The sequence below is a fragment of the Methylotenera sp. genome, from assembly GCF_036401095.1.
Lineage (GTDB): Bacteria > Pseudomonadota > Gammaproteobacteria > Burkholderiales > Methylophilaceae > Methylotenera.
Window position 1 is genome coordinate 33,625 of record NZ_DASWWA010000016.1, and the last position, 19,797, is coordinate 53,421.

At 42.4% G+C, this 19,797-nt stretch carries 19 protein-coding genes and 2 tRNA genes; 5 read left to right on the top strand and 16 right to left on the bottom strand.

Going from position 1 to position 19,797, the window contains the following annotated elements:
- Positions 1-155: 155 nt before the first annotated feature.
- From VGD82_RS09255 to VGD82_RS09265, 3 genes are all read right to left on the bottom strand, one after another.
- Entirely contained in the window at positions 156-1,298 is a 1,143-nt protein-coding gene (locus tag VGD82_RS09255) for a site-specific integrase (protein WP_331020124.1), read from the bottom strand.
- Complete coding sequence (xisR, locus tag VGD82_RS09260; RefSeq protein ID WP_331020125.1) at positions 1,280-1,453, bottom strand: excisionase family protein; 174 nt, start codon at positions 1,451-1,453, stop codon at positions 1,280-1,282. Before xisR ends, VGD82_RS09255 begins: the two co-directional genes overlap by 19 nt.
- Before the next feature lie 71 nt (positions 1,454-1,524).
- A complete protein-coding gene (locus VGD82_RS09265; RefSeq protein ID WP_331020126.1) occupies positions 1,525-1,902 on the bottom strand; it encodes a hypothetical protein in 378 nt (125 codons plus the stop codon).
- Positions 1,903-2,268: 366 nt separating this feature from the next.
- Here VGD82_RS09265 and VGD82_RS09270 point away from each other — a divergent pair, with 366 nt between their 5' ends.
- A complete protein-coding gene (locus VGD82_RS09270; protein WP_331020127.1) occupies positions 2,269-3,081 on the top strand; it encodes a putative phage abortive infection protein in 813 nt (270 codons plus the stop codon).
- A 6-nt stretch (positions 3,082-3,087) separates the two neighbouring features.
- Here VGD82_RS09270 and VGD82_RS09275 read toward each other — a convergent pair whose 3' ends face one another.
- The 13 genes from VGD82_RS09275 to VGD82_RS09335 form a co-directional block, all read right to left on the bottom strand.
- Entirely contained in the window at positions 3,088-4,098 is a 1,011-nt protein-coding gene (locus VGD82_RS09275) for a phage/plasmid replication protein, II/X family (RefSeq protein WP_331020128.1), read from the bottom strand.
- Between the two features lie 162 nt (positions 4,099-4,260).
- Positions 4,261-4,337 (bottom strand) — tRNA-Met (locus VGD82_RS09280).
- A 157-nt stretch (positions 4,338-4,494) separates the two neighbouring features.
- The gene (locus VGD82_RS09285; RefSeq protein WP_331020129.1) at positions 4,495-4,956 is read right to left on the bottom strand and encodes a chemotaxis protein CheX; all 462 of its coding nucleotides are present in this window, start codon (positions 4,954-4,956) and stop codon (positions 4,495-4,497) included.
- Positions 4,949-5,323, bottom strand: a complete 375-nt coding sequence (locus VGD82_RS09290) for a response regulator transcription factor (protein ID WP_331020130.1) — start codon at positions 5,321-5,323, stop codon at positions 4,949-4,951. The genes VGD82_RS09285 and VGD82_RS09290 overlap by 8 nt, the downstream gene beginning before the upstream one ends.
- Positions 5,320-7,452, bottom strand: coding sequence for a type IV pili methyl-accepting chemotaxis transducer N-terminal domain-containing protein (locus VGD82_RS09295; protein WP_331020131.1), 2,133 nt, complete (start codon positions 7,450-7,452; stop codon positions 5,320-5,322). Before VGD82_RS09295 ends, VGD82_RS09290 begins: the two co-directional genes overlap by 4 nt.
- A 661-nt stretch (positions 7,453-8,113) precedes the next feature.
- Positions 8,114-9,199: a redox-regulated ATPase YchF gene (ychF, locus tag VGD82_RS09300; protein ID WP_331020132.1), complete on the bottom strand. Its 1,086-nt coding sequence runs from the start codon at positions 9,197-9,199 to the stop codon at positions 8,114-8,116.
- Between the two features lie 145 nt (positions 9,200-9,344).
- Positions 9,345-9,920, bottom strand: a complete 576-nt coding sequence (gene pth, locus VGD82_RS09305) for an aminoacyl-tRNA hydrolase (protein ID WP_331020133.1) — start codon at positions 9,918-9,920, stop codon at positions 9,345-9,347.
- Between the two features lie 130 nt (positions 9,921-10,050).
- Entirely contained in the window at positions 10,051-10,659 is a 609-nt protein-coding gene (locus VGD82_RS09310; RefSeq protein WP_331020134.1) for a 50S ribosomal protein L25/general stress protein Ctc, read from the bottom strand.
- Positions 10,660-10,731: 72 nt separating this feature from the next.
- A complete protein-coding gene (locus VGD82_RS09315) occupies positions 10,732-11,685 on the bottom strand; it encodes a ribose-phosphate pyrophosphokinase (RefSeq protein WP_209308789.1) in 954 nt (317 codons plus the stop codon).
- Between the two features lie 110 nt (positions 11,686-11,795).
- Positions 11,796-11,872: transfer RNA gene (locus VGD82_RS09320), tRNA-Gln, on the bottom strand.
- A gap of 13 nt (positions 11,873-11,885) precedes the next feature.
- Positions 11,886-12,764: a 4-(cytidine 5'-diphospho)-2-C-methyl-D-erythritol kinase gene (gene ispE, locus VGD82_RS09325; protein WP_331020135.1), complete on the bottom strand. Its 879-nt coding sequence runs from the start codon at positions 12,762-12,764 to the stop codon at positions 11,886-11,888.
- Positions 12,765-12,823: 59 nt separating this feature from the next.
- On the bottom strand, positions 12,824-13,435 hold the full coding sequence (gene lolB, locus VGD82_RS09330) for a lipoprotein insertase outer membrane protein LolB (protein WP_331020136.1): 612 nt from the start codon (positions 13,433-13,435) through the stop codon (positions 12,824-12,826).
- 48 nt (positions 13,436-13,483) lie between these two features.
- Positions 13,484-15,259 (bottom strand): tetratricopeptide repeat protein, encoded by a 1,776-nt coding sequence (locus tag VGD82_RS09335; protein ID WP_331020137.1) that lies wholly within the window; start codon positions 15,257-15,259, stop codon positions 13,484-13,486.
- Positions 15,260-15,612: 353 nt separating this feature from the next.
- Between VGD82_RS09335 and VGD82_RS09340 the strand changes: the two genes are divergently transcribed.
- From VGD82_RS09340 to VGD82_RS09355, 4 genes are all read left to right on the top strand, one after another.
- Positions 15,613-16,548, top strand: coding sequence for an ABC transporter ATP-binding protein (locus VGD82_RS09340; RefSeq protein ID WP_331020138.1), 936 nt, complete (start codon positions 15,613-15,615; stop codon positions 16,546-16,548).
- 87 nt (positions 16,549-16,635) lie between these two features.
- Positions 16,636-17,382: an ABC transporter permease gene (locus VGD82_RS09345; protein ID WP_015832764.1), complete on the top strand. Its 747-nt coding sequence runs from the start codon at positions 16,636-16,638 to the stop codon at positions 17,380-17,382.
- Positions 17,383-17,396: 14 nt separating this feature from the next.
- On the top strand, positions 17,397-18,782 hold the full coding sequence (locus VGD82_RS09350; RefSeq protein ID WP_331020139.1) for a GldG family protein: 1,386 nt from the start codon (positions 17,397-17,399) through the stop codon (positions 18,780-18,782).
- Positions 18,783-18,838: 56 nt separating this feature from the next.
- A complete protein-coding gene (locus tag VGD82_RS09355; RefSeq protein WP_331020140.1) occupies positions 18,839-19,735 on the top strand; it encodes a DUF4340 domain-containing protein in 897 nt (298 codons plus the stop codon).
- Positions 19,736-19,797 lie beyond the last annotated feature (62 nt).

The following is a 19,797-nucleotide window of genomic DNA, read 5'->3' on the forward strand; positions in this document are numbered from 1 at the left end:
GTTGCAAACTGGAGTGACTAAAAGTTCTGGTAGTTATTTTGTAATGACTACTAATTTATAATATAAATACAGTAAAAAGAAAAACGCCCCATTCTTCCGAATGAGGCGTTTTTGTTGGGAAAGAGGGACTTGAAAGTTCGGCTCTCTTATTATAATCAAGCATTTACTAACTCCTTGTGACCATTTTGTGACCAAATCTTCATAATCTTACTTCCAGCTGTTGTATCAACCTCAGGTATCCAGCGACCATAAACACGACGTATCATCGCCCAGTCTTTATGACCCATCTGATTAGCCACCCACATCGGTGGCTCCCCAGCTGATAGTAATGTGCTAGCGTAAGTGTGTCGTGTTTGATATGGGGTGCGGTATTCAATACCAGCTTTCATTAATGCTGGAATCCAAAGTGTTCTTCTTATTTGGGCATCAGTTTCCCATGGTTTATTCGTATTCGGATTGTTAAAGACTCTTGAGCCAGAAGAGTAGGTGAATTGCTTTTGGTCTAATAGGGCATCTAATGACGGTGGAAATAATTTAACGTCACGCTCCCCTGATTTTGTTTTAGGTTGTTTAGCATTTTTATTAACAATCGCCCGACGTACACGAACAACTCCAGCTTTAAAATCAACATCGCTCCATTCAAGTGCGATAAGCTCAGAGGTTCTTAGACCTGACCAAAGTGCAAATTGAATTAGGTTTTTACCTTGCTGAGGCAGTTCTTTTAAAATAGCCTCAGATTCTGCAGGTGTAAGAGGGTGTGGTTCTTCAGTTTTTACAGGTAAGTTTTTAACTCTTAGCATAGGATTTTTATCAATTATCTCTTCAGCATAAGCATCTTCAAATACTCTTCTTAAAGGAATTAATACATTATTAATTCGTTTTGCTGATATTGATAAACTGTAAATCCAAGCCTTAACATCCGAAGCAGTCAGATCAGTTAGTTTGATATGACCAAAATTTGGTTTTAAATAAAACTCTATCGCACTGTTATAGCCTTTGATGGTGCTTTTCTCTAGTTGTCTTTGAGCAGATCGCATATATTCATCTAGAGCCAGCGTTATTGTTTTATTAGATGATTTATTTAAATCGATTGCTTTCTTACTATTCGGAAAGTGCTTAGCAAAATCAAAAGTGCCGATTGAAATTTCATGTTCAATTGCGGAGTGTAGTCGCTCGGCATGTAACCTATTTGCTTTTGTGTCCTCTAGACCAAGAGATGGTCTTTGACGAATGCCTTGATAGTAGAAGTCTAGATATAGACTTTTACCACGTACTTTAACTAATTGCTTTCTATCCATTTTTGAATAGCCTCATAGTTAAAGTATATACGGTTATCAGGTGCTTTTTTCCAGTGAACTCCTTGAAGCCATATACCTCTGGCCATTTTGGCTCTGATAGCATCATCAGTTATCCCGATTAGCTCAATTATTTTTTTTATAAGCACCCATTTCATAAATATCATCCTAAAGGTATTTGAAGTGCCTTTATTCTGACTACTTAAAAAAGGGATGTCAAGTACCTTTATTAAGTTAAATCTCTTCTGTTCTCAATTTTTATATCGCCACTAACAGCTTTCCAAAAATTAGTTAGAGTTTTAGCTATTTTATAACCTGTGTTACGACTAGCAGCGGGAGTGTCTTCAGGAAAGAAAGTGCGAGCATCAATTCCTAAAATTTCTTCATATTTTTTAAATGTTTTTTTACTGTGAATTAAAGCCAATGGTTTCCAACCCAACTGAATGCCTAACTTTAAAAAACCTAACGCTGATTCAAGTTCATCAGCCAAACCGTTAAATCTAGCAATAGCCTCAAGCTCAATATCTTGTAGTTTTAATAACTCTTCAATAGATAGTGTTCTTAATTTTGACCTGTTATCTTGAATACGAATCTCGTCTTTAGTCATGATGCATTCCTTAATCGATAGGTAAACAATACATGACAAAGGGGATATCAACAACCCTTTTATGGTGTATTTTTGATGGGTTATTTGGTTATAGTAGTCTCATATTGAGACAAAAGTGCAGTATCACATATACGCACTTTCAAGATTGCGGGGCGCTGGATTCGCGCTCTCCCCCAAATAAAAAGAGGGCGGGCGCTAAAGCGTCCGTCCTTTTTTTATTTGGGTTCCCCGTCGCGCCGCGGCTCCGCGTCCAGCTAATGAGTAATTTATTAAATATAGACATTTAGTCTACAAGAATAGATAGATTTGCTCTGAGTGTGACATTTAATTAACATAAGACATCAAGCGGACACGGTAAATATAAAAATGAAAATCATAAATTTTTTTCAAAAAATAGCTAATGGATATAGTGGGCTTATTGCATTGGTTTTATTAGTTATTGCTTTGTGGGCGATGACTGGTTGGATTCTCTATCCTTATGAGCAGAGGGGGACTATTGGGGACATGTTCGGCTCGATAAATGCCTTATTTTCTGGTTTGGCTTTTGCCGTTCTAATTTACACAATACATTTACAACGCAAAGAGTTGGAGTTGCAGAGAGAGGAGTTAGCATCAACAAGAAATGAAATCAAAGAGCAAAAGGAGTATTTGGCCGCTCAAAATGATGTTCTGAGAACTCAGAATTTTGAAAACACCTTTTTCCAGCTATTGAATTTGATGCAAGAGACTAGAAACTCTTTCGTATTCAGGCGCGTACCGTCAAAGAAGGGTGTTGAAGCTTTTGAACATGCTTATGCAAATTTAAAAAGTAAATACTTAAGGGCAATTAATGATGAAGTTGCTTTAGGGAAAACAAAAGAAGAAGTAGTTAATATTTTGAGTACTCAATTTTTTATAGAGTATCAATCTGACTTTGGTCACTACTTTAGAACGCTTTACAATATTGTTAAATTAGTGAATATAAGCAATGTTGCTAATAAGCGCTTCTACACTAATTTGATTAGAGCTCAACTCAGTAATCAAGAAGTTTTTATTTTGTTTTATGATTGTTTAAGTAGTTTTGGAAAACATAAGTTCAAGCCACTACTCGAAGAATATTCGCTGTTGAAAATAATTAGGCCGGATATGCTTATCGACCGATACCATTATTCTATGTACGACTCAAAGGCATTTGAATAGTAAATTTTATTTTCTTGGGTCAAAATATAACGAAGTTCCAATTGCCCAATCAGGAATTTGTGCGATAGCTTCAGGCCTTAAAACTCTCACAAGTGGAATGACATTATCAGGTTTTGAGGGCTGGCGAATCGCAATATCAATCCCAAGTTTTAAGAACTCAGAGCGATAACGATAGAATGAAGCTTTAGGATATAGCGCGCGTAAGTCCTCGCCTTCTTTCCATAGCTTATAGACAGCAATTAAACGCGCAGGAAGCCCATCTAAATCAACTGGCGTGATACTGAACTGTTCAGACATATTAAGGCTTTCTATGTATGTAATCAGCTGTTCTATTGGTGTTGATTCACTCCATTGGCTTGCAATAGAAAGATTCTTTTCTTTAAGCTGAATACTTCTTAGGGTTAATTCACCACGAAGCTTATTATCAGCGTAATCAATCAGGTTGTCACGTAGGGAAATTTCGTTAGGCAACTTGTGACCTCTGGCTTCAATTTCATCGCCTTTACAGTAAAACTTAATAGACCAGCGTCTTGAGTTTTTTCCAAAGTAAAGTGTTCCACCTGTTGTGACAGGGCGACCATGACGGCTTTTAGATTGCATTTCAGCAGCTCTTAACCAAGCTCTTACATCAGCTCTACGTGGTAAGTCCCACATGGCGGTACAATCAACACGTTTTAAATCATATGCGCCATTTTTCCATGACTGAACGTCTAAATCTGTTGGGGTTAGATTCAATATTGGAATGAGTTTATGCATTACAGCTTCAACTAATCCAACAAGATTGTCAGAACCAAAAACATTATGACCTTGTAGCCATTTAGCTGGGTTGCCATCAAAAAGAATATGGCGATCATCTAATGATTTGATGTTTAGATTTGATTCATGTGAACCAGGGACTTGTTGCTTCTTTTCTAGACGCCATTCAATTTCACCATCAAGTGTGACAGAAGCGATAGAGCCACCATATATTTTTTCATCATGATGACAGGGAATAATTGCCGTTATCCAATCAATCATAATTAGCCACCAATCCTAGTGACCAATTTGTGACCAATTTGTGGCTAAATACAGACAAAAAAAGACCACCCCAGACGGAGTGGTCTTTAATCACGATTAGCTCGTAGCCCATATTTACTAGGGTTTGGAGTGGTCTAGAGTAGTCTAGGCCAAATCGTTGTTTGGTGGTGAAAGAGGGACTTGAACCCTCGACCCCAGGATTATGAATCCTGTGCTCTAACCAGCTGAGCTACATCACCTTGTAAACTGGTTTGCTTCAATTTCAGCAAGGTCGCAATTCTAGTGTTTTAGTGGCGAATTGTCAAAAAATAGTTTTAACTTTTTTGATTTATTTCTAATGATTAAGTTTCTAAACTATGGCACTGCTATTTGCTATCTCTCAGTTTGCTTGTTTAATTATTGGTTTCTTGAAATATCTACGATGAGTGATGCGCTGTAGTGCTTCCATTTGATGATAATTACGTAAGCATATTCACGAGCTTGTTGCGCCAAGTTTTCTGATAGGTTGGCTATTTTTTCCGGGATGGAGATGACCATATTCTCGCCAAAGTATTTGCGCGCGTTGCCAGAGATGGTGTTGGCGATTTCGCCTACGACATCGAGCAGGTTTTCTTCTGACTGGTTGGTTTCTTTCATCACCGTGAGCAAGTGTCGTAGCATAGCGCTAGGGGCTGAGAAGTAGAGCGCGCCTTCGTAGCCGTCACTTACCTTGATTTTGCCGGTATAGTCGTTCATAGGAAATGCGTTTTGTGCAAGGTACGCTACTTTGATTGCGGCGGCTTCTTTGGTTGCTTGTTTGAAATAGTTGCCGATGGCTTCAATAAAGACTTCGATGTCTTTTTCACTTAAGTCACTCATTTTCTTTTATTAGCTCCAGTATCGCGTTGACGAGTTCTTCATCCGTAAATGGTTTATATAAGAAGCCATTGGCGCCATTTTTGAGCGCTTCAATTGCGGTGGCTTTGTCACTGAGTGCGGAGATGATGAGAATTTTGATGTTAGGGTCAAACTCAACTAGTAAAGCGGTACATTCCACTCCATCCATCTCCGGCATGGTGAGGTCCATAGTCACAATGTCTGGGCGCTGTGCCACACATAATGCAAATGCGTCGGTGCCATTAGCTGCAGTGCCTACTATCTCGATAGGCGGCAGTTTTGAGTCTGTGATAATTCTGGAGATTCGGCTCCTGATAATATTGGAGTCATCGACAATCATTAGTTTCATATTACGGCCTCTGTCGCATTTAGGTTGATAGATGGTTTTGCGTGTTTGGAGATGCGGAAGGAAAACTGCGTAAATACATCGGCTTTGGTGTCTATTTTTAGCTCACCACCAATTTCATTGATGAGAGATTGCACTAAATCCATGCCTACGCCGCGCCCTGCATCTTGGTCTGTGCCATTGGCGGTTGAGAAGCCTGGCTCAAACAGTTTGGCGACAATTTCTTTATCTGATAATTGATACACTATGTCACTGGAGTAACGCCCTGATTTGAGCATGGCTGCACGGATGCGGTTGGGGACGATGCCTTGGCCATCGTCGCGCACGATAAAATCAATAATGCCTTCTTGGCTCATGCGTGTGGTGATGGATATTTCTCCATGCGACGGTTTGCCTTTGGCTAATCTAGTGTCTGTAGATTCAATGCCATGGCAGATGCCGTTACGGATTAATTGAATGCCAATCTGTTGCAGTTGGTGCACGGTTTTTGTGTCCATTTGATCCAGTAGCGTTAGTTCTAGATTAAGCTGCACGTTCTTATTTTGGCTTTGATTCACTTGTTCGGCGAGACGCTTTAGGTTGTTAGTTACACTGGCGGAGATAGACTGTGGAGTGTCTGCGCTATGGTTGGCTTGATGGTGCGCTTGCATAAAATCTGCAATCATTTCAATTTGCGTAATTTGCTCAAGCATGGCGCTTAACATTACTGGTAGGCTCAGAATTTCCTGAGCATCCCATTCGTTCTTTTTCCGCAGGAATACCAGATGCTCTTCAAACTGATGGGCCAGCGTTTGAATGGCCTGTAAGCCTATTGCGGCAGACTCGCCTTTAATGGCGTGGATAATGCGGAAGCATTGGTTAACCATGTCGTTATGTGTGGCGGCGCGCTTATCTGCATTGGCTAATATATCGTTAATGACGGCTAAGTTGCTATGTGAGTGATTTAAGAACTGGCGAAGCTGGAACGGATCTGCCTGCAGCAGTGCTTTGAGTAGTTCTAGGTTAATGTTCGATTGACCTTTCAGCTTGGCTAGCTCTTCGGCCTGCGTCACTTGTTCGGTGACATCTTGTACGGTGACCAGTAGGTGTAGTACTTGTTTATTTTCCACTACGCGATTGAACTGAAAGCTAAGGTAGCGTGGGGCAGCGTCGTCTTTGGTTTGTACCTTTACTTGCGAGAGTGGGTTTAGGCTCAGCATTAAGCTTTCTTTTACTTTGTTGCCGAACAGTAGCTGAATGTAATCTTTAGACGATGTGTAAATTTCGTCTGAAACCAGTTGCTGCAGAATCGGCATAAACGGCATGTTGGCACTTACTTCATGCTGCAATATCTGCTCAATAGAGCGCGAAATCTGGCTACCTACCGCAAGCTCTGGGTCTAATAGAAACAGGCCTTCTTTCACCGTGTTAAGAATCTCGGTAGTTTCGCGCTGTGCTTTCTCAATTTCGCCATCGGCAGCACGTAGTTTGCGTAGCGCATTGAATACAATATTGGCAAAAAGTAGCAGTGATAATACCAAAGCAATAGTTTGAATTAACTGTAAATGACTGGCTTTGGTCTTGGTGTTTTGTTCCAGTTGCGTGGTCAGGTTGTTCATTAGTTTTAATAACTTCAGATTATTTTCACGCGCATAATCTGTAGCTAGGTCTAACCTTACTTCATCTATCACTCGGCTTTGGATAACTGATTCCAGTAACTTTTTGTATGGCTGCCAAATGAGCAGGGCATCGTCTACGGCTTTGATAGAGGCTGCATCAGTTACCTTAGGCAGAAACACTGGCTTTTCATTGCCACCCAGTACCATGCCGCCGGTTTTAAAGCTGTTAAGCGTGGTATCAAACAGCGAGCTTACTTTTTTTAGCTCTTCTGTATTTTTTGCATCAAACTTGCCTTGCGCTGCGTCTACCTGAATTGATAGCAGCACCTTGGCTGTTCGCTGTGAGAGCATGCGTTGCCGACCTGAGAGGTTAATGGAAACAGCATCACCATCAAGCGTGGATGATGTGTAGAAGTTAAGGCCAAGCACTGCCAGGTTAAATACCAGAAACAGTGTAACGGCCAATATAATGCCGCGGTATTTGTTCAACGTACCTAGCTGCTGCTTGTGATTAGACGTACTGTTGCTGGACATGCCTGCTCCTTATGCAATGGTTAAAAAGTGTTACCTAATACAGTTACCTCGTACTGGATGTTTTGTTACCACACCCCAAATAACAACTACCTCATGTCGCGTTTTAGCTAAATTAGCGTTTTATCTAAATCTAAGTACATTAAAACGCTAATAAAAAAGGCGTCTTTCTGGCCGAGTGAATACTCAGTCTGAAAGACGCCTTTGTCTTAAATTCTTTTACGCTCAAGCTGTAAGCCACTTAATGCCGCCATTGGCATCAGTGTTTATGTTTAAAGCTATTTACATCCCCACTCATTGAGTTTGTAAATATTTATTGTTATTCGTACACAGTGCGATTGATTACTTAAAAGCAATAGCCGTGCCACGGCTTTGGTTGTTATTAACCATTTGATATTAAATGATAATTTTACTTCTTGCGTTTGTGCAAAGTTGGTTATGTGATGCGTGGGTGCACAAAGGTAGTGCAACGGCACGGTTAGGTACGCAGCAGTGCAGCTACATGCAAAGCTCGGCTATAAATACAATATAGCAATGAATATGGCTTGGGGAGGGGGGTATTAATGCGGAGTTTTGATATTTATCCCATGAGTGCATGTGCCGGAACATCTGCGCTCATGGGTTACTTTCACACTTAGCCTGACTGGCCTCGTGTTTAAATATCTTAAACGTTAAATCTAAAGTGCATCACATCGCCATCTTGCACGATGTATTCTTTACCTTCTAAGCGCATTTTCCCGGCTTCTTTTGAGCCTTGTTCGCCTTTGTTTTTAACGTATTCGTCATAGGCAATTACCTCTGCACGGATAAAGCCACGCTCAAAGTCGGTATGAATCACACCTGCTGCTTGTGGTGCTGTTGCGCCTTTTTTAACAGTCCATGCACGTACTTCTTGTACGCCTGCGGTAAAGTAGGTTTGCAAGCCTAGTAAGTCATATGCAGCACGAATCACGCGGTTTAAGCCTGGCTCATCCTGGCCTAGCTCTGCCAAGAACACAGCTTTGTCTTCGTCATCCAGCTCAGAAATCTCGCCTTCAATCTTAGCGCAAATACATACCACTGGTGAACCTTCAGCTTTACCTAGGGCTACTACTTTGTCTAAATATGGGTTGTTTTCAACGCCGCTCTCATCTACGTTGGCGATGTACATCACAGGTTTAACGGTGATTAAACATAACGGTTTGATAATGTTGAGCTCGTCAGCATCTAAACCTAATGTACGCACAGGTGCGCCAGTATCTAGGTGCTTTTGGATGCGTTCACAAAGACCCGCTAGTGCGATCGCATCTTTGTCGCCAGATTTTGCTTTTTTGCTTTCGCGTTGCAGCGTTTTTTCAACGGTTTCCATATCGGCAAGTGCCAATTCGGTGTTGATCACTTCAATATCAGAAAGTGGGTCAACTTTGCCTGCCACGTGCACAACATTGCCATCATCAAAACAGCGCACCACGTGAGAAATCGCATCCGTTTCGCGAATGTTAGCCAAGAACTTGTTGCCCAAGCCTTCGCCTTTTGATGCACCGGCAACTAAGCCCGCGATATCAACAAACTCTACGATGGCTGGTTGTACGCGTTGTGGATTGACAATATCAATTAATGGTTGCAAGCGGGTATCTGGTACCTCAACAATGCCCACATTTGGCTCAATGGTACAGAATGGGTAATTTTCGGCCGCAATCCCTGCTTTAGTAATTGCATTGAATAAGGTTGATTTTCCTACGTTAGGTAGGCCCACAATTCCACATTTCATAATTTTCCAATCATCTTTAACGCAAGCATTGCGTTGTGTTCGTCTTCATAGATTCGCCGTACTTTTGTACTGTATTCATATCTCATTCTGCTCGCATACGCTTGCGTTAAATCTGAATGAAAAACAGTGGCTTAGGTAAGCTGATTTACTTCTTTGTATGCAATTTTAACATGGTGCTATCAAATTCGCCTTTAAGCATTAAATCTACTAATTTACTGCTATCGTAAATGCTGTCGTCAATTGCATGCTGCTCATCTTTAGTGGGCGCTTTGAGCACAAAGTTAACCACTTCATTTTTTGAGCCTGGGTGACCGATACCTACGCGCAAGCGCCAGTAGTCTGGTGTGCCCAGCGCGGCGTGTATATCACGCAAGCCATTATGGCCGCCGTGGCCGCCACCAAATTTCATTTTAATGCTGCCTGCAGGTAAGTCTAATTCATCATGAATGACTAAAATTTCTGCGGGTGATATTTTGTAGTAATTAGCAAGTGCCGCCACTGCTTTACCACTTGCGTTCATAAAGGTGGTGGGCTTAATCAGCCAGCTGTCTGCTGTAGGATTTAACTTGCCGGCAAATCCAAAAAATTTAGCATCTACTGCTAATTTGCTGTTGGTGGCTGCCGCTACTTGGTCTACCCACCAAAAACCTGCGTTATGGCGCGTAGCTGCATATTTTTCGCCAGGGTTACCTAGGCCTACAAATAATTTAATTCCGCTCATATAGTGACTTTAGTTGATGCATCTTTAGGATAATGCATTTTTACGTAGCTGCGATACCGCATGTACCTAAAAAAAACGCGCACTTTAATCAAAAAGTGCGCGCTATTTTGCTAGCTTACGTAATTAATACTTAAGCTGCTGGTGTTTCTTCAGCTGTTGCTGAAACGCTACCGCGTGTTTTAGCGATAGAAGCTACTGCTGCGTCATCACCGTGTGCCAATTGTACAAACTCAACACCTTTTGGTAGTTTGATTTGTGACAAGTGGATTGAGTGACCGATTTCTAACGCTGCAACGTCAACTTCGATAAACTCTGGCAAGTCTTTTGCCAAGCAGCTTACGTCAGCTTCTGTTAATACGTGAGCAACAATACCGCCACCTAATTTAACACCAGGTGCTACATCAGCGTTGATGAAGTGGAATGGCACTTTAACGTGGATTTTTTCAGTTGCGCTAACGCGTTGGAAATCAACGTGTTGAATTGTGTTACGCACTGGGTGCATTTGGAAGTCACGTAATAATACGCTTTCTTTTTTGCCATCAACAATTAGTGTCAATACTGAAGCGTGGAAAGCTTCGTGACGGAATTGTAAGAACAATTCTTTAGCGTTGATTTCTAGTGGGTATGCATCTTTACCACCACCGTATACTACACCAGGCACAGAGCCAGCATGACGTAGGCGGCGGCTCGCACCCGTACCTTTAGCGTCACGTTTTACTGCATTGATTTCAATAGCCATTTTACTACTCCTAATTTTACTGCGGTACTACAATGAAACTGCCTTCCGCGACCAGAAAGCAGCGTGAAAAACTTAGTCCATAAATAATGAGCTTACAGAATCTTCACAGCTAATGCGGCGAATAGTTTCTGCCAGCAATGCTGCTGCGCTCAACTGACGGATTTTTTTACAATTAATACTATCTTCTTGCAGTTGAATGGTGTTGGTAACTACCAATTCATCAAGCTCTGAATTCATAATGCGCTCAGCTGCACCGCCAGATAATACTGGGTGGGTTGCGTACGCTACTACTTTTAGTGCGCCGTGTTTTTTTAATGCAGCAGCAGCTTCACAAAGTGTGTTTGCTGTATCTACCATGTCGTCCATAATCACGCAGGTACGGCCAGCAACATCACCAATGATGTTCATTACTTTAGCTACGTTTGGTTTTGGACGGCGTTTATCAATAATCGCCAAGTCAGAGCCTAGTTGTTTTGCACATGCACGTGCGCGCACTACACCACCAACGTCAGGAGAAACTACTACTAGGTTCTCATGTTTTTGTACTAGCAAGTCTGCTAATAAAATTGGTGTGGCATAGATGTTATCCACTGGGATATCAAAAAAGCCTTGGATTTGGTCTGAGTGCAAATCCATTGTCAGTACACGGTTAACACCAACGCCTGTCAACATGTTAGCAACAACTTTAGCAGTAATTGCAACGCGAGCAGAACGTGGACGACGATCTTGTCTTGAGTAACCAAAGTATGGGATAGCCGCAGTAATACGGCCAGCTGATGAGCGACGTAACGCATCAACCATAACCATTACTTCCATCAAGCTATCATTGGTAGGGTGGCTAGTAGATTGCAACACAAAAACATCACGACCGCGTACGTTTTCAAGCAACTCAACCATGACTTCGCCATCGCTAAATTTGCCTACATGCGCTTGGCCTAGCTCAATACCTAAGTGTTTTGCCACTTGTTGTGCGAGCTCTGGGTTTGCGTTGCCAGTAAAGACCATCATGTTGCCGTTAGACACCATTTGATTTCCTATCGTGCCGGCTCATCAATATTGACCAGCTAACTAATGAAAAAAACTCACTAAAAAATAAAAGCGTGTAAATCAAATAATCTACACGCTTCTACAAAATTTGGCTGAGGAGGAAGGATTCGAACCTTCGCATGCCGGAATCAAAATCCGGTGCCTTAACCAGCTTGGCGACTCCCCAATATTTAACCAGCTTATTTACTCATAAAAGGGTGCTGATTTAACCCTTTTGCAACAAACCCAGAATATCCATCCGGTTTTTGTTGGTAAATCTTGTTTGCAGTATCTGCATCAGCTACTTCTAAAAACACCGAAGCGCCTGAGCCGCTCATTCTAGCATCTCCGTACTGTTTTAGCCAGCCTAAGCAAGCTTTTACTTCAGGATAAATGCTGCAAACTACTTTTTCCAGATCATTTATAAATTCACCGTGTATGTTTTTACCCGCTGAATTCTCAGTGCTTAATTGCGCTATCCCTGAAAAGGCCGCTATTGTCTTAGGAATCGTATTCTTTGTCAATTGCTTATTAGCAAAAATTTGTGCGGTTGATACATGAACTTTAGGCGTAAGTACCACATAATAGGCATCGTGCAGCGTAAGTGCTTGTAATTGCTCGCCTACACCCTCAGCCCATGCATTGCTGCCATAAATAAAAAATGGCACGTCTGCACCTAGCTGCAATCCTAGTTTTAGTAATTCTTCACGTGGCAAGTTAAGTTGCCAGCGTTGGTTTAATGCGAGTAGTACGGTTGCGGCATCTGAACTACCGCCGCCAAGGCCGCCGCCCATCGGTATTTTTTTATCTACCAATATTTCGGCGCCCAGTTGGCAGCCAGTATGTTTTTGTAATAACAATGCAGCGCGTACACATAAATCTTGCGCCTCTGGCACGCCCGGCAGTTCATTCACGCGTTTGATCACGCCTGTGTTTGTGGTTTTTATATAAATAGTGTCGTAATGGTCCAGTAATCTAAATGCAGTTTGCAGTAGATGGTAGCCATCCTCGCGTTGCCCCACGATGTGTAGAAATAAATTAATTTTTGCGGGTGCTAAAAAGGCTTCAAAGTCTTGCATGGTGGTGTTGGGCTAGTATAAGGATGGTAGAATATTAAAGTGTTAAATGGATTGCGATGCTAATTGGTAATGTTATTCCAGTTTTCCACCAATAGTTTGAGGTTCACTTGGTCGCTTTTCAGGGAGATTTTACCTGGCAGCCAATGACCATTCTGCTCGGTGTAGTTTGAAAACTCAATTTTCCAGCCATCCTGATTTAATGTGGTGAGTAAGCCTTGCTCATCCCAGGTGCTTGCTTGAATGGGGCTGCTGGATGGGCGACCCAATGACCAGTCGGATAATCCTGTGAGTGGTAGTGACCAGCCTAAAGCGTTATAGGTGAGTGTTTCTGCATTGGTGGCAGATATCTGCTTGCCATTGGCATCGGTGAGAGTGATTTGGTCGCTTGATTTTGTGATTTGTGCAACTTGGCCACCTAGCGGTGAAAAGAGGGCGATGTTGTCGTTGGTGGGTGAGTGCTGCCACTGTAGGCCGCCTGAAAAGCCTTTGCTATTGGTTTGTACGCCGATTCTGCCTTGTAGTGAGAATTGCTGAATCGCTGCATTACGCTGTAAATGCGTTTGATTGCGTGCGGATGAGTCTGCACTCATGGTCACTTGGTGTGCAGTGCTTGCGCATGCTGATAATAAAGTGACCATGCTGAGTGCTAAAAAATGACGTGTGAATTGCATAGGCATGGCTAATATAGGTTGAGTTCAGTTCGCGAGTTACGCTAGCGCTTAAGATTTAAATTTATTTGCGGTCGTTAATAAAATTTCATTATCAGGATCTGCAGTTAATGCGTCACTCCATACTTTTTTAGCTTTTTCGTATTCACCTTTTTGCCATAGCACTTCGCCTAGGTGCGCTGCAATTTCCGGGTCAGGGTTAATGCTGAACGCCTGTTCTAGAAGTTGTATAGCTTTGTCCAAGTTGCCTTTGCGGTAATGCGCCCAGCCTAGGCTGTCCAGCATGTAGTGGTCATTAGGCGCAAGGGTGAGTGCCTTTTCAATTAAGCTAATGGCTTCTTTTAGTCGAATGTTGCGGTCGGCAAATGAGTAGCCCAGTGCATTGTAAGCGGCTGCAAAGTCTGGTTTTTCGGCAATCGCTCTACGTAACTCTGATTCCATGATATTGAATTTAGCTAAACGCTCTGCCGCAAGCGCGTAGTCATAAACCAAATCTGGCGTGTTTGGTAGGTTTTTAACTGCTTTTTCTAATAGGTCGAAAGCTTCTTGATTGCGCTTGTCCTTAGCGAGTAAAGATGCTTGGGCCTTAATTACTAGGATTTGCTGTTCTACATTTAAGTCTTCTAGGTTATCTAGCAGCTCAATGGCTTTGTCTGTAGATTGTGTGCGTGCAATCAGGTTGGCCAAGCTAAATTGCCCCTCTAGGTAGCGTGGGCCTGTTGATACTTTGTTGTACCAAGACATCGCAGCTACATCATGTTTTTGTTTTTCCGCCGTTTGTCCAAGGTAAAGGTAAATCTGGTCGGTGTCTTTAAAGTTGTTGGCAAGGGCTTGTTTAAAGTTCTTTTCCGCTTCGTTGTAGTCCATAGATTGGAAAGCAAGCAATCCTACAATCGCATAAATCTCTGCGCTGTTGTTTTCTGTCGATTGTTTGGCGTTTTCTAAGATGGCCGGAAACTCCGCTTTTGCCGCTGCGTATTGCTTTTGGTTAACAAGAATCTTTGCCAGATTAATGCGTACTTCATTTGCATCCGGCTGTACTTTTAAATATTCATAATAAAAAGCAATTGCTTTGGCTGGAGATTGGCGAAATAGCACCTGACCTTTGAGTAAAGCAACAATAGCCCAGTTAGGGCGTGACTCTTCAGTCTTGGCTAATGCATCTAGTGCGGTGCTATCTTGATTAGCAATATAAGCGGCCTGTGCAATGGCAAAGTTTGCCTCTGCCAGTTCAGGGTACGGTTTGGCTAGTGATTGAATTAGCTTTAATACCGCGTCTTTATCCGGGCTGCGGTTTAATAAAGAGTTTATAAATAAAAAGCCGCCAGCTCTTGATTCTTCTTTAACCAGTAGTTGCGCTAAATATGGCTCGGCCTCATGTAAACGCCCAGTCGCAATCAGCATCTCGGTCATGGCTTGCTGCGCTTCTGTGGAGGATGGGTCTAGTTCTGCCCAAAGCTTTACCGCGGGGATTGCCAAGCTAGGAATATTGGCAAATGCGCCGATTTTAGCTGCGCGCTCGGCTAGACGAGGGTCTTGCTCTGAGCGTGCCAAGTCATAAAAGATTGCACCGGCCGTGCCGATTTCACCGCGCTGCCCAGCAACTTCGGCCACTAGATACTTATATACAAACTCTGCGCTTAACGTTCTTTCATTAGGGTTGGCATATTCGCTACTTTTTGCCAATGTCTGTGAATGGTAGCGATTGGGGTTGTTGCTAGCGCAGCTAGTTAGCCCAAGTGCAAGTAAGCATAAAGTCACGCTCACCGCTGTGGAGATTGAAGAGGTTTTTTTCAGCGGTGTATTCAAATCTAGTTTTTTTGTCATCAGGGTATGTGAAACTATTTTATAAAAGTGATCAATTTAGTTATATAGTAAATTACGCGTTTGCAGATTGCATTAGTTTTAATGAGATTCGCTCAATATTTATGCTGTGTGTCTAGGTGAACCCTTCTAATCATTAGCTTAAACACTGTATCATGCCTCGTTGCTTCTTAGTCCGTGACAGCGGCTGCAAGTTCCGACATAATTACAGGTTGACTATAGCGCAAGTGAAATGAACTGTCGCCTGTAGATTTGAATCTATGGATTTGTTTTATCTGGGTCAGGCTTTTATGATGTTTTTATAAAATTGGTAGTAACCGTCTGTATTTAAACGAATGTTTTAAAATTGAGTACCTATGAATAATTTTACAGTTGAGGCAATTGAGCTTACGCGACTTTACGGAGGCCGCGAAGCAGTAAGTAATGTAAATTTCACCTTAAGCAAGGGCGAGGTTTTAGGGTTTTTAGGCCCGAACGGTGCTGGCAAGTCTACTACCATGAAGATGCTCACTGGTAACTTGGCACCTAGCTATGGCAGTGTGAAGATTTGTGGTATTGATATGATAGAGAATCCAAAAGAGGCGAAAGCCCTGATTGGTTACCTGCCAGAAATGCGCCCGCTATATAAAGAGTTAACTGTCGATGAGTATTTGACGATGGCAGCTAGGCTGCATCGCGTGAGTGCTAAAAACATCAAGAAGGCAGTTGATAATGCAAAAGAGCGTTGTGGTTTAACGCACATGAGCAAGCGCCTGATTGAAAACTTATCTAATGGCTATCAGCAGCGTGTAGGTATTGCACAAGCCATCATTCACAGCCCGATGGTAGTGATTCTAGATGAGCCGACTGTAGGTCTAGACCCAATTCAGATTCGTGATATTCGTACATTAATTCGTGAAGTTGGTACGGATCATAGCGTGATTATCTCTACACACATTTTACCTGAGGTAGAAATGGTGTGTGATCAGGTACAAATCATTGATAAAGGTAAGTTGGTTTTCAACGGCTCGATTGATGTGCTTAAACGTCAACGAGTAGGCAATAAACTGCTGATTGGCTTACGCAACCCACCAGCGATTGAAGAAATCCTAAGAATATCAGGTGTTTCTGAGGCTGAAAGTTTAGCTAACGGCTTGATTCGAGTGCGTTACGCCGAAAGTGCAGAGCCGGCAGAGGCGATTGTGCAAGCCGCCGTTCAGCAAGGTTGGGGTTTACATCAAATCGCGCCAGACCAAACCAGTTTAGAAGACGTGTTTATGCAGTTGACTTACCAAGAGCAAGTTGCTGTTTAATCAACGCGCTGTTCACTATGCCGCTGTTTAATTTGGTTCAATCGAGTCACTTTTCAGTATAACAATCGGTTATTTAAGGTTTTATTTATGATTATTAATGTCGCAAGAAAAGAACTTAAAAGTGTGTTTGCCTCGCCGATGGGGTGGGTGATTTTATCGTTACTGATGTTTGCTTTTGGTACGCAATACCTGAATGCAGTAAATGACTACTTTGCCGTGATGTCTGGCGCTATGCGCCCGGCTGAGCGTACTGGGGTTACTCAATTTGTGGGTCAATCTGTGTATGGTTTGGCTTCATTTATTATGCTGTTTGCGGTGCCGCTATTGTCGATGCGTCTTATTTCTGAAGAGCGTCGTAGCCAAACCCTGCCATTTTTATTCAGTGCGCCTATTTCACTCACCGAAATTGTGGTGGGTAAGTTTGTAGGTTTGGTAGCGTTTTTAAGCGTGTTAATTGTGTTTATCGCGGCAATGTTATCTACACTGAACATTTGGGCAGACATTGATTTTGGCTTTTTGTTAGCAAATTCATTGGGTTTACTGTTGATGGTGGCGGGCTTTTCTGCACTAGGTATTTATTTTTCTAGCTTAACGCAGCAACCGGTGATTGCTGCAATTTTGACCTTTATCGCGCTATTTGCACTGATGATGCTAGACCGTTTTTTTGGCGATGACCCAACCAATGTGCTTGGCAGCTTATCGCTCACACGCCATTTCCAATCATTTGCCAGTGGTTTGATTGATAGTGCAGATATCGTCTATTTTATTTTATTCGCAGTGACATTTTTAACCTTAACAGTGCGTCGCCTAGATGCTGACCGCTTACGTGGTTAATTGGAATTATTAACATGAACATTAATCGTAAATTACGTTTTCAGTTATTGGTACAAAACTGGTTTTTTGTCGTACTGTTTTTAATGCTGGTTGTGTTGCTAGGCTATTTAGCTAGTCAGTACCGCGTTGCAAAAGATATTACACAGGCAAATCGCAATATCCTGACGCAGGGCAGTGTAAACGTGCTTAAGCAAATGAAGGCGCCTGTTAACATTACCGTGTACGCAACTAAGGATGATGCATCGAGCGGTGATGTGTTCCGTAAGGGGATTGTGGACTTTGTAGCGCGCTATCAACGTGATAAACATGATATCAGGCTTAAATTTGTAAACCCGTCTGAAGAACCAAAACTCGCGCAAGATGCTGGCGTTAAGGTGGATGGTGAAGTGGTGGTCGAGTATCAAAAACGTGCAGAGCACATCACTCCACCGTTTGCAGAGCAAGAGTTCACTAACTTACTGGTTAGACTATCACGTACTAATCAGCAGGCAGTTATGTATCTGGATGGTCATGGTGAGCGTAACCTGCTAGGGGTTAAAAACCATGACTTGGGCGAGTTTGGCAAACAGTTGGAAAGCAAAGGCTTTAAATTTGCTAACCCGGACTTAACCATTGCACAAGCTGTACCGCGTAATGGCGCAATGTTGGTGGTGGCTAGCCCGCAAGTAGATATCAGTGATATAGAAGCGCAAAAGATTAAGGCGTACTTGGAAGCTGGCGGTAATTTGCTGTGGTTGCTTGATGATAACGACTATAAAGGCATGCAACCGGTTGCCGACTACTTAGGTTTGAGCGTGTCACCAGGCGTGGTGTTAGATATGGCATCGGCTCAGTATGGCGCTGATGCACGCGTTGCTTTTGCTAGCCTGTATGGCGAGCATCCAATCACCACTAACTTTATGCTGCGTACTTTGTTCCCTGAGTCACATGAAGTGAGTGCGGTAGGTACCGATGATAACGGCTGGAAAGTAAGTAAACTGGTTGAAGTAGCGCCTAATGGCTGGCTTTCAGCTAAGAAGTTGGCAAAAGGGGATAAGCCTGTTTTTAATGAAAAAACAGATAAGCGCGGCCCAATCAACGTGGGTGTGGCACTAGAGCGTATTTACGGTAAAAAAGGTCAGCGTGTTGTTGTAATGGGTAACGCTAACTTTTTATCTAATACCTTTATCACCAACGGCGGTAACTTGGATTTAGGTGTGAACATCGTGAACTGGTTAGCCGGTGATGACAACCTGATTACGATACAGCCAATGCCGCTAAAAGACATTAACGTGTCTATTCCAGATACAGATCAAGGCCGTTTGGTGGCTTGGACCGTGTTTCATGGCTTCCAGTACTTTATCCCACTGGGTTTCATGATTGCTGGTTTGTATTTCTGGTGGAAACGCAGAAGAGCTTAAGTACAAAGGCTTAATAAGCTAAATATTTGGAATGAATTGCTGTTTGAGGGTGTGACATGAAAAAACGTTGGTTATTGAATCTTATTTTGCTTGCGGTGGTTGCGGGCTTAATCACATTTTTATATGTCCGCCCCAAAACCGAAGCCAATAAAGCGATAGAGTACGAAGTCTCTCCTTATAAGCTGGCTGAATTTAATGCGATTAGCATTGAGTTTCCGGCTAAAGCACCTGTGACGTTTGAAAAGGTTGATAAATACTGGCGCTTAACTGCGCCTTATAAAACACGTGCAGACCAGATATCGGTACAACGAGTTTTAGCGATTATTGCCGCCAAGAGTCATCAAAAAATCGTGACTAACGATATGGAGAAGTTTGGGCTGGTCAACCCTTCGTTTAAGTTGAAGTTGTTTAGAGATAAAAATAACGTAGAAGAATTTTTATTCGGCACCCACAGCCCGCTTACTGATGAGCAGTATATTGCGCATAAAGGCACGGTTTATTTAGTGTCCAACTCTTATGCGGAAGCGGCTTCTACCCAGGTGATTGAAATGGTAGATAAAGCACCATTGAAACCTACTGAAAAAGTAGCAGGTTTTGACTTTAGCCGACTTGAGCAATGGGAGTCTTCTCGATTGAATCTGGATTTGGTTGATGGTCAATGGAAGGTTTCGATTAAAGAAGCTAAACCATTGCAAAACGAAATGAACGAGTGGGTAGATTACTCATGGGTGCATACATTGGCAAAGTCAGTTGAGTTATACACGCCAGACCACAAAACGGTTTACCCTTCATTTGAAATTAAATTGGCAGACGGTAGCAAAGTACATTTTGACAAGATTCAAGAGTCGCCAGATTTATTGTTAGGCCGCCCGGATGAAGGCATTATGTATACGTTCCCATCGGACTCTGGTTTTGTGATGTTGAACCCACCGATTAATCTGCCTAGTAAGTAATCTGAGATTGCTGTACTGATTCTGCTAACTTTTAAAATCCCCCATCGTGCTTGCATTGTGGG

Bases quoted from the DNA above. Each gene is read 5' to 3' on its own strand.
- VGD82_RS09255 (WP_331020124.1), bottom strand. From the start codon at position 1,298: ATGGATAGAAAGCAATTAGTTAAAGTACGTGGTAAAAGTCTATATCTA.
- xisR (WP_331020125.1), bottom strand. From the start codon at position 1,453: ATGAAATGGGTGCTTATAAAAAAAATAATTGAGCTAATCGGGATAACT.
- VGD82_RS09265 (WP_331020126.1), bottom strand. From the start codon at position 1,902: ATGACTAAAGACGAGATTCGTATTCAAGATAACAGGTCAAAATTAAGA.
- VGD82_RS09270 (WP_331020127.1), top strand. From the start codon at position 2,269: ATGAAAATCATAAATTTTTTTCAAAAAATAGCTAATGGATATAGTGGG.
- VGD82_RS09275 (WP_331020128.1), bottom strand. From the start codon at position 4,098: ATGATTGATTGGATAACGGCAATTATTCCCTGTCATCATGATGAAAAA.
- VGD82_RS09285 (WP_331020129.1), bottom strand. From the start codon at position 4,956: ATGAGTGACTTAAGTGAAAAAGACATCGAAGTCTTTATTGAAGCCATC.
- VGD82_RS09290 (WP_331020130.1), bottom strand. From the start codon at position 5,323: ATGAAACTAATGATTGTCGATGACTCCAATATTATCAGGAGCCGAATC.
- VGD82_RS09295 (WP_331020131.1), bottom strand. From the start codon at position 7,452: ATGTCCAGCAACAGTACGTCTAATCACAAGCAGCAGCTAGGTACGTTG.
- ychF (WP_331020132.1), bottom strand. From the start codon at position 9,199: ATGAAATGTGGAATTGTGGGCCTACCTAACGTAGGAAAATCAACCTTA.
- pth (WP_331020133.1), bottom strand. From the start codon at position 9,920: ATGAGCGGAATTAAATTATTTGTAGGCCTAGGTAACCCTGGCGAAAAA.
- VGD82_RS09310 (WP_331020134.1), bottom strand. From the start codon at position 10,659: ATGGCTATTGAAATCAATGCAGTAAAACGTGACGCTAAAGGTACGGGT.
- VGD82_RS09315 (WP_209308789.1), bottom strand. From the start codon at position 11,685: ATGGTGTCTAACGGCAACATGATGGTCTTTACTGGCAACGCAAACCCA.
- ispE (WP_331020135.1), bottom strand. From the start codon at position 12,764: ATGCAAGACTTTGAAGCCTTTTTAGCACCCGCAAAAATTAATTTATTT.
- lolB (WP_331020136.1), bottom strand. From the start codon at position 13,435: ATGCAATTCACACGTCATTTTTTAGCACTCAGCATGGTCACTTTATTA.
- VGD82_RS09335 (WP_331020137.1), bottom strand. From the start codon at position 15,259: ATGACAAAAAAACTAGATTTGAATACACCGCTGAAAAAAACCTCTTCA.
- VGD82_RS09340 (WP_331020138.1), top strand. From the start codon at position 15,613: ATGAATAATTTTACAGTTGAGGCAATTGAGCTTACGCGACTTTACGGA.
- VGD82_RS09345 (WP_015832764.1), top strand. From the start codon at position 16,636: ATGATTATTAATGTCGCAAGAAAAGAACTTAAAAGTGTGTTTGCCTCG.
- VGD82_RS09350 (WP_331020139.1), top strand. From the start codon at position 17,397: ATGAACATTAATCGTAAATTACGTTTTCAGTTATTGGTACAAAACTGG.
- VGD82_RS09355 (WP_331020140.1), top strand. From the start codon at position 18,839: ATGAAAAAACGTTGGTTATTGAATCTTATTTTGCTTGCGGTGGTTGCG.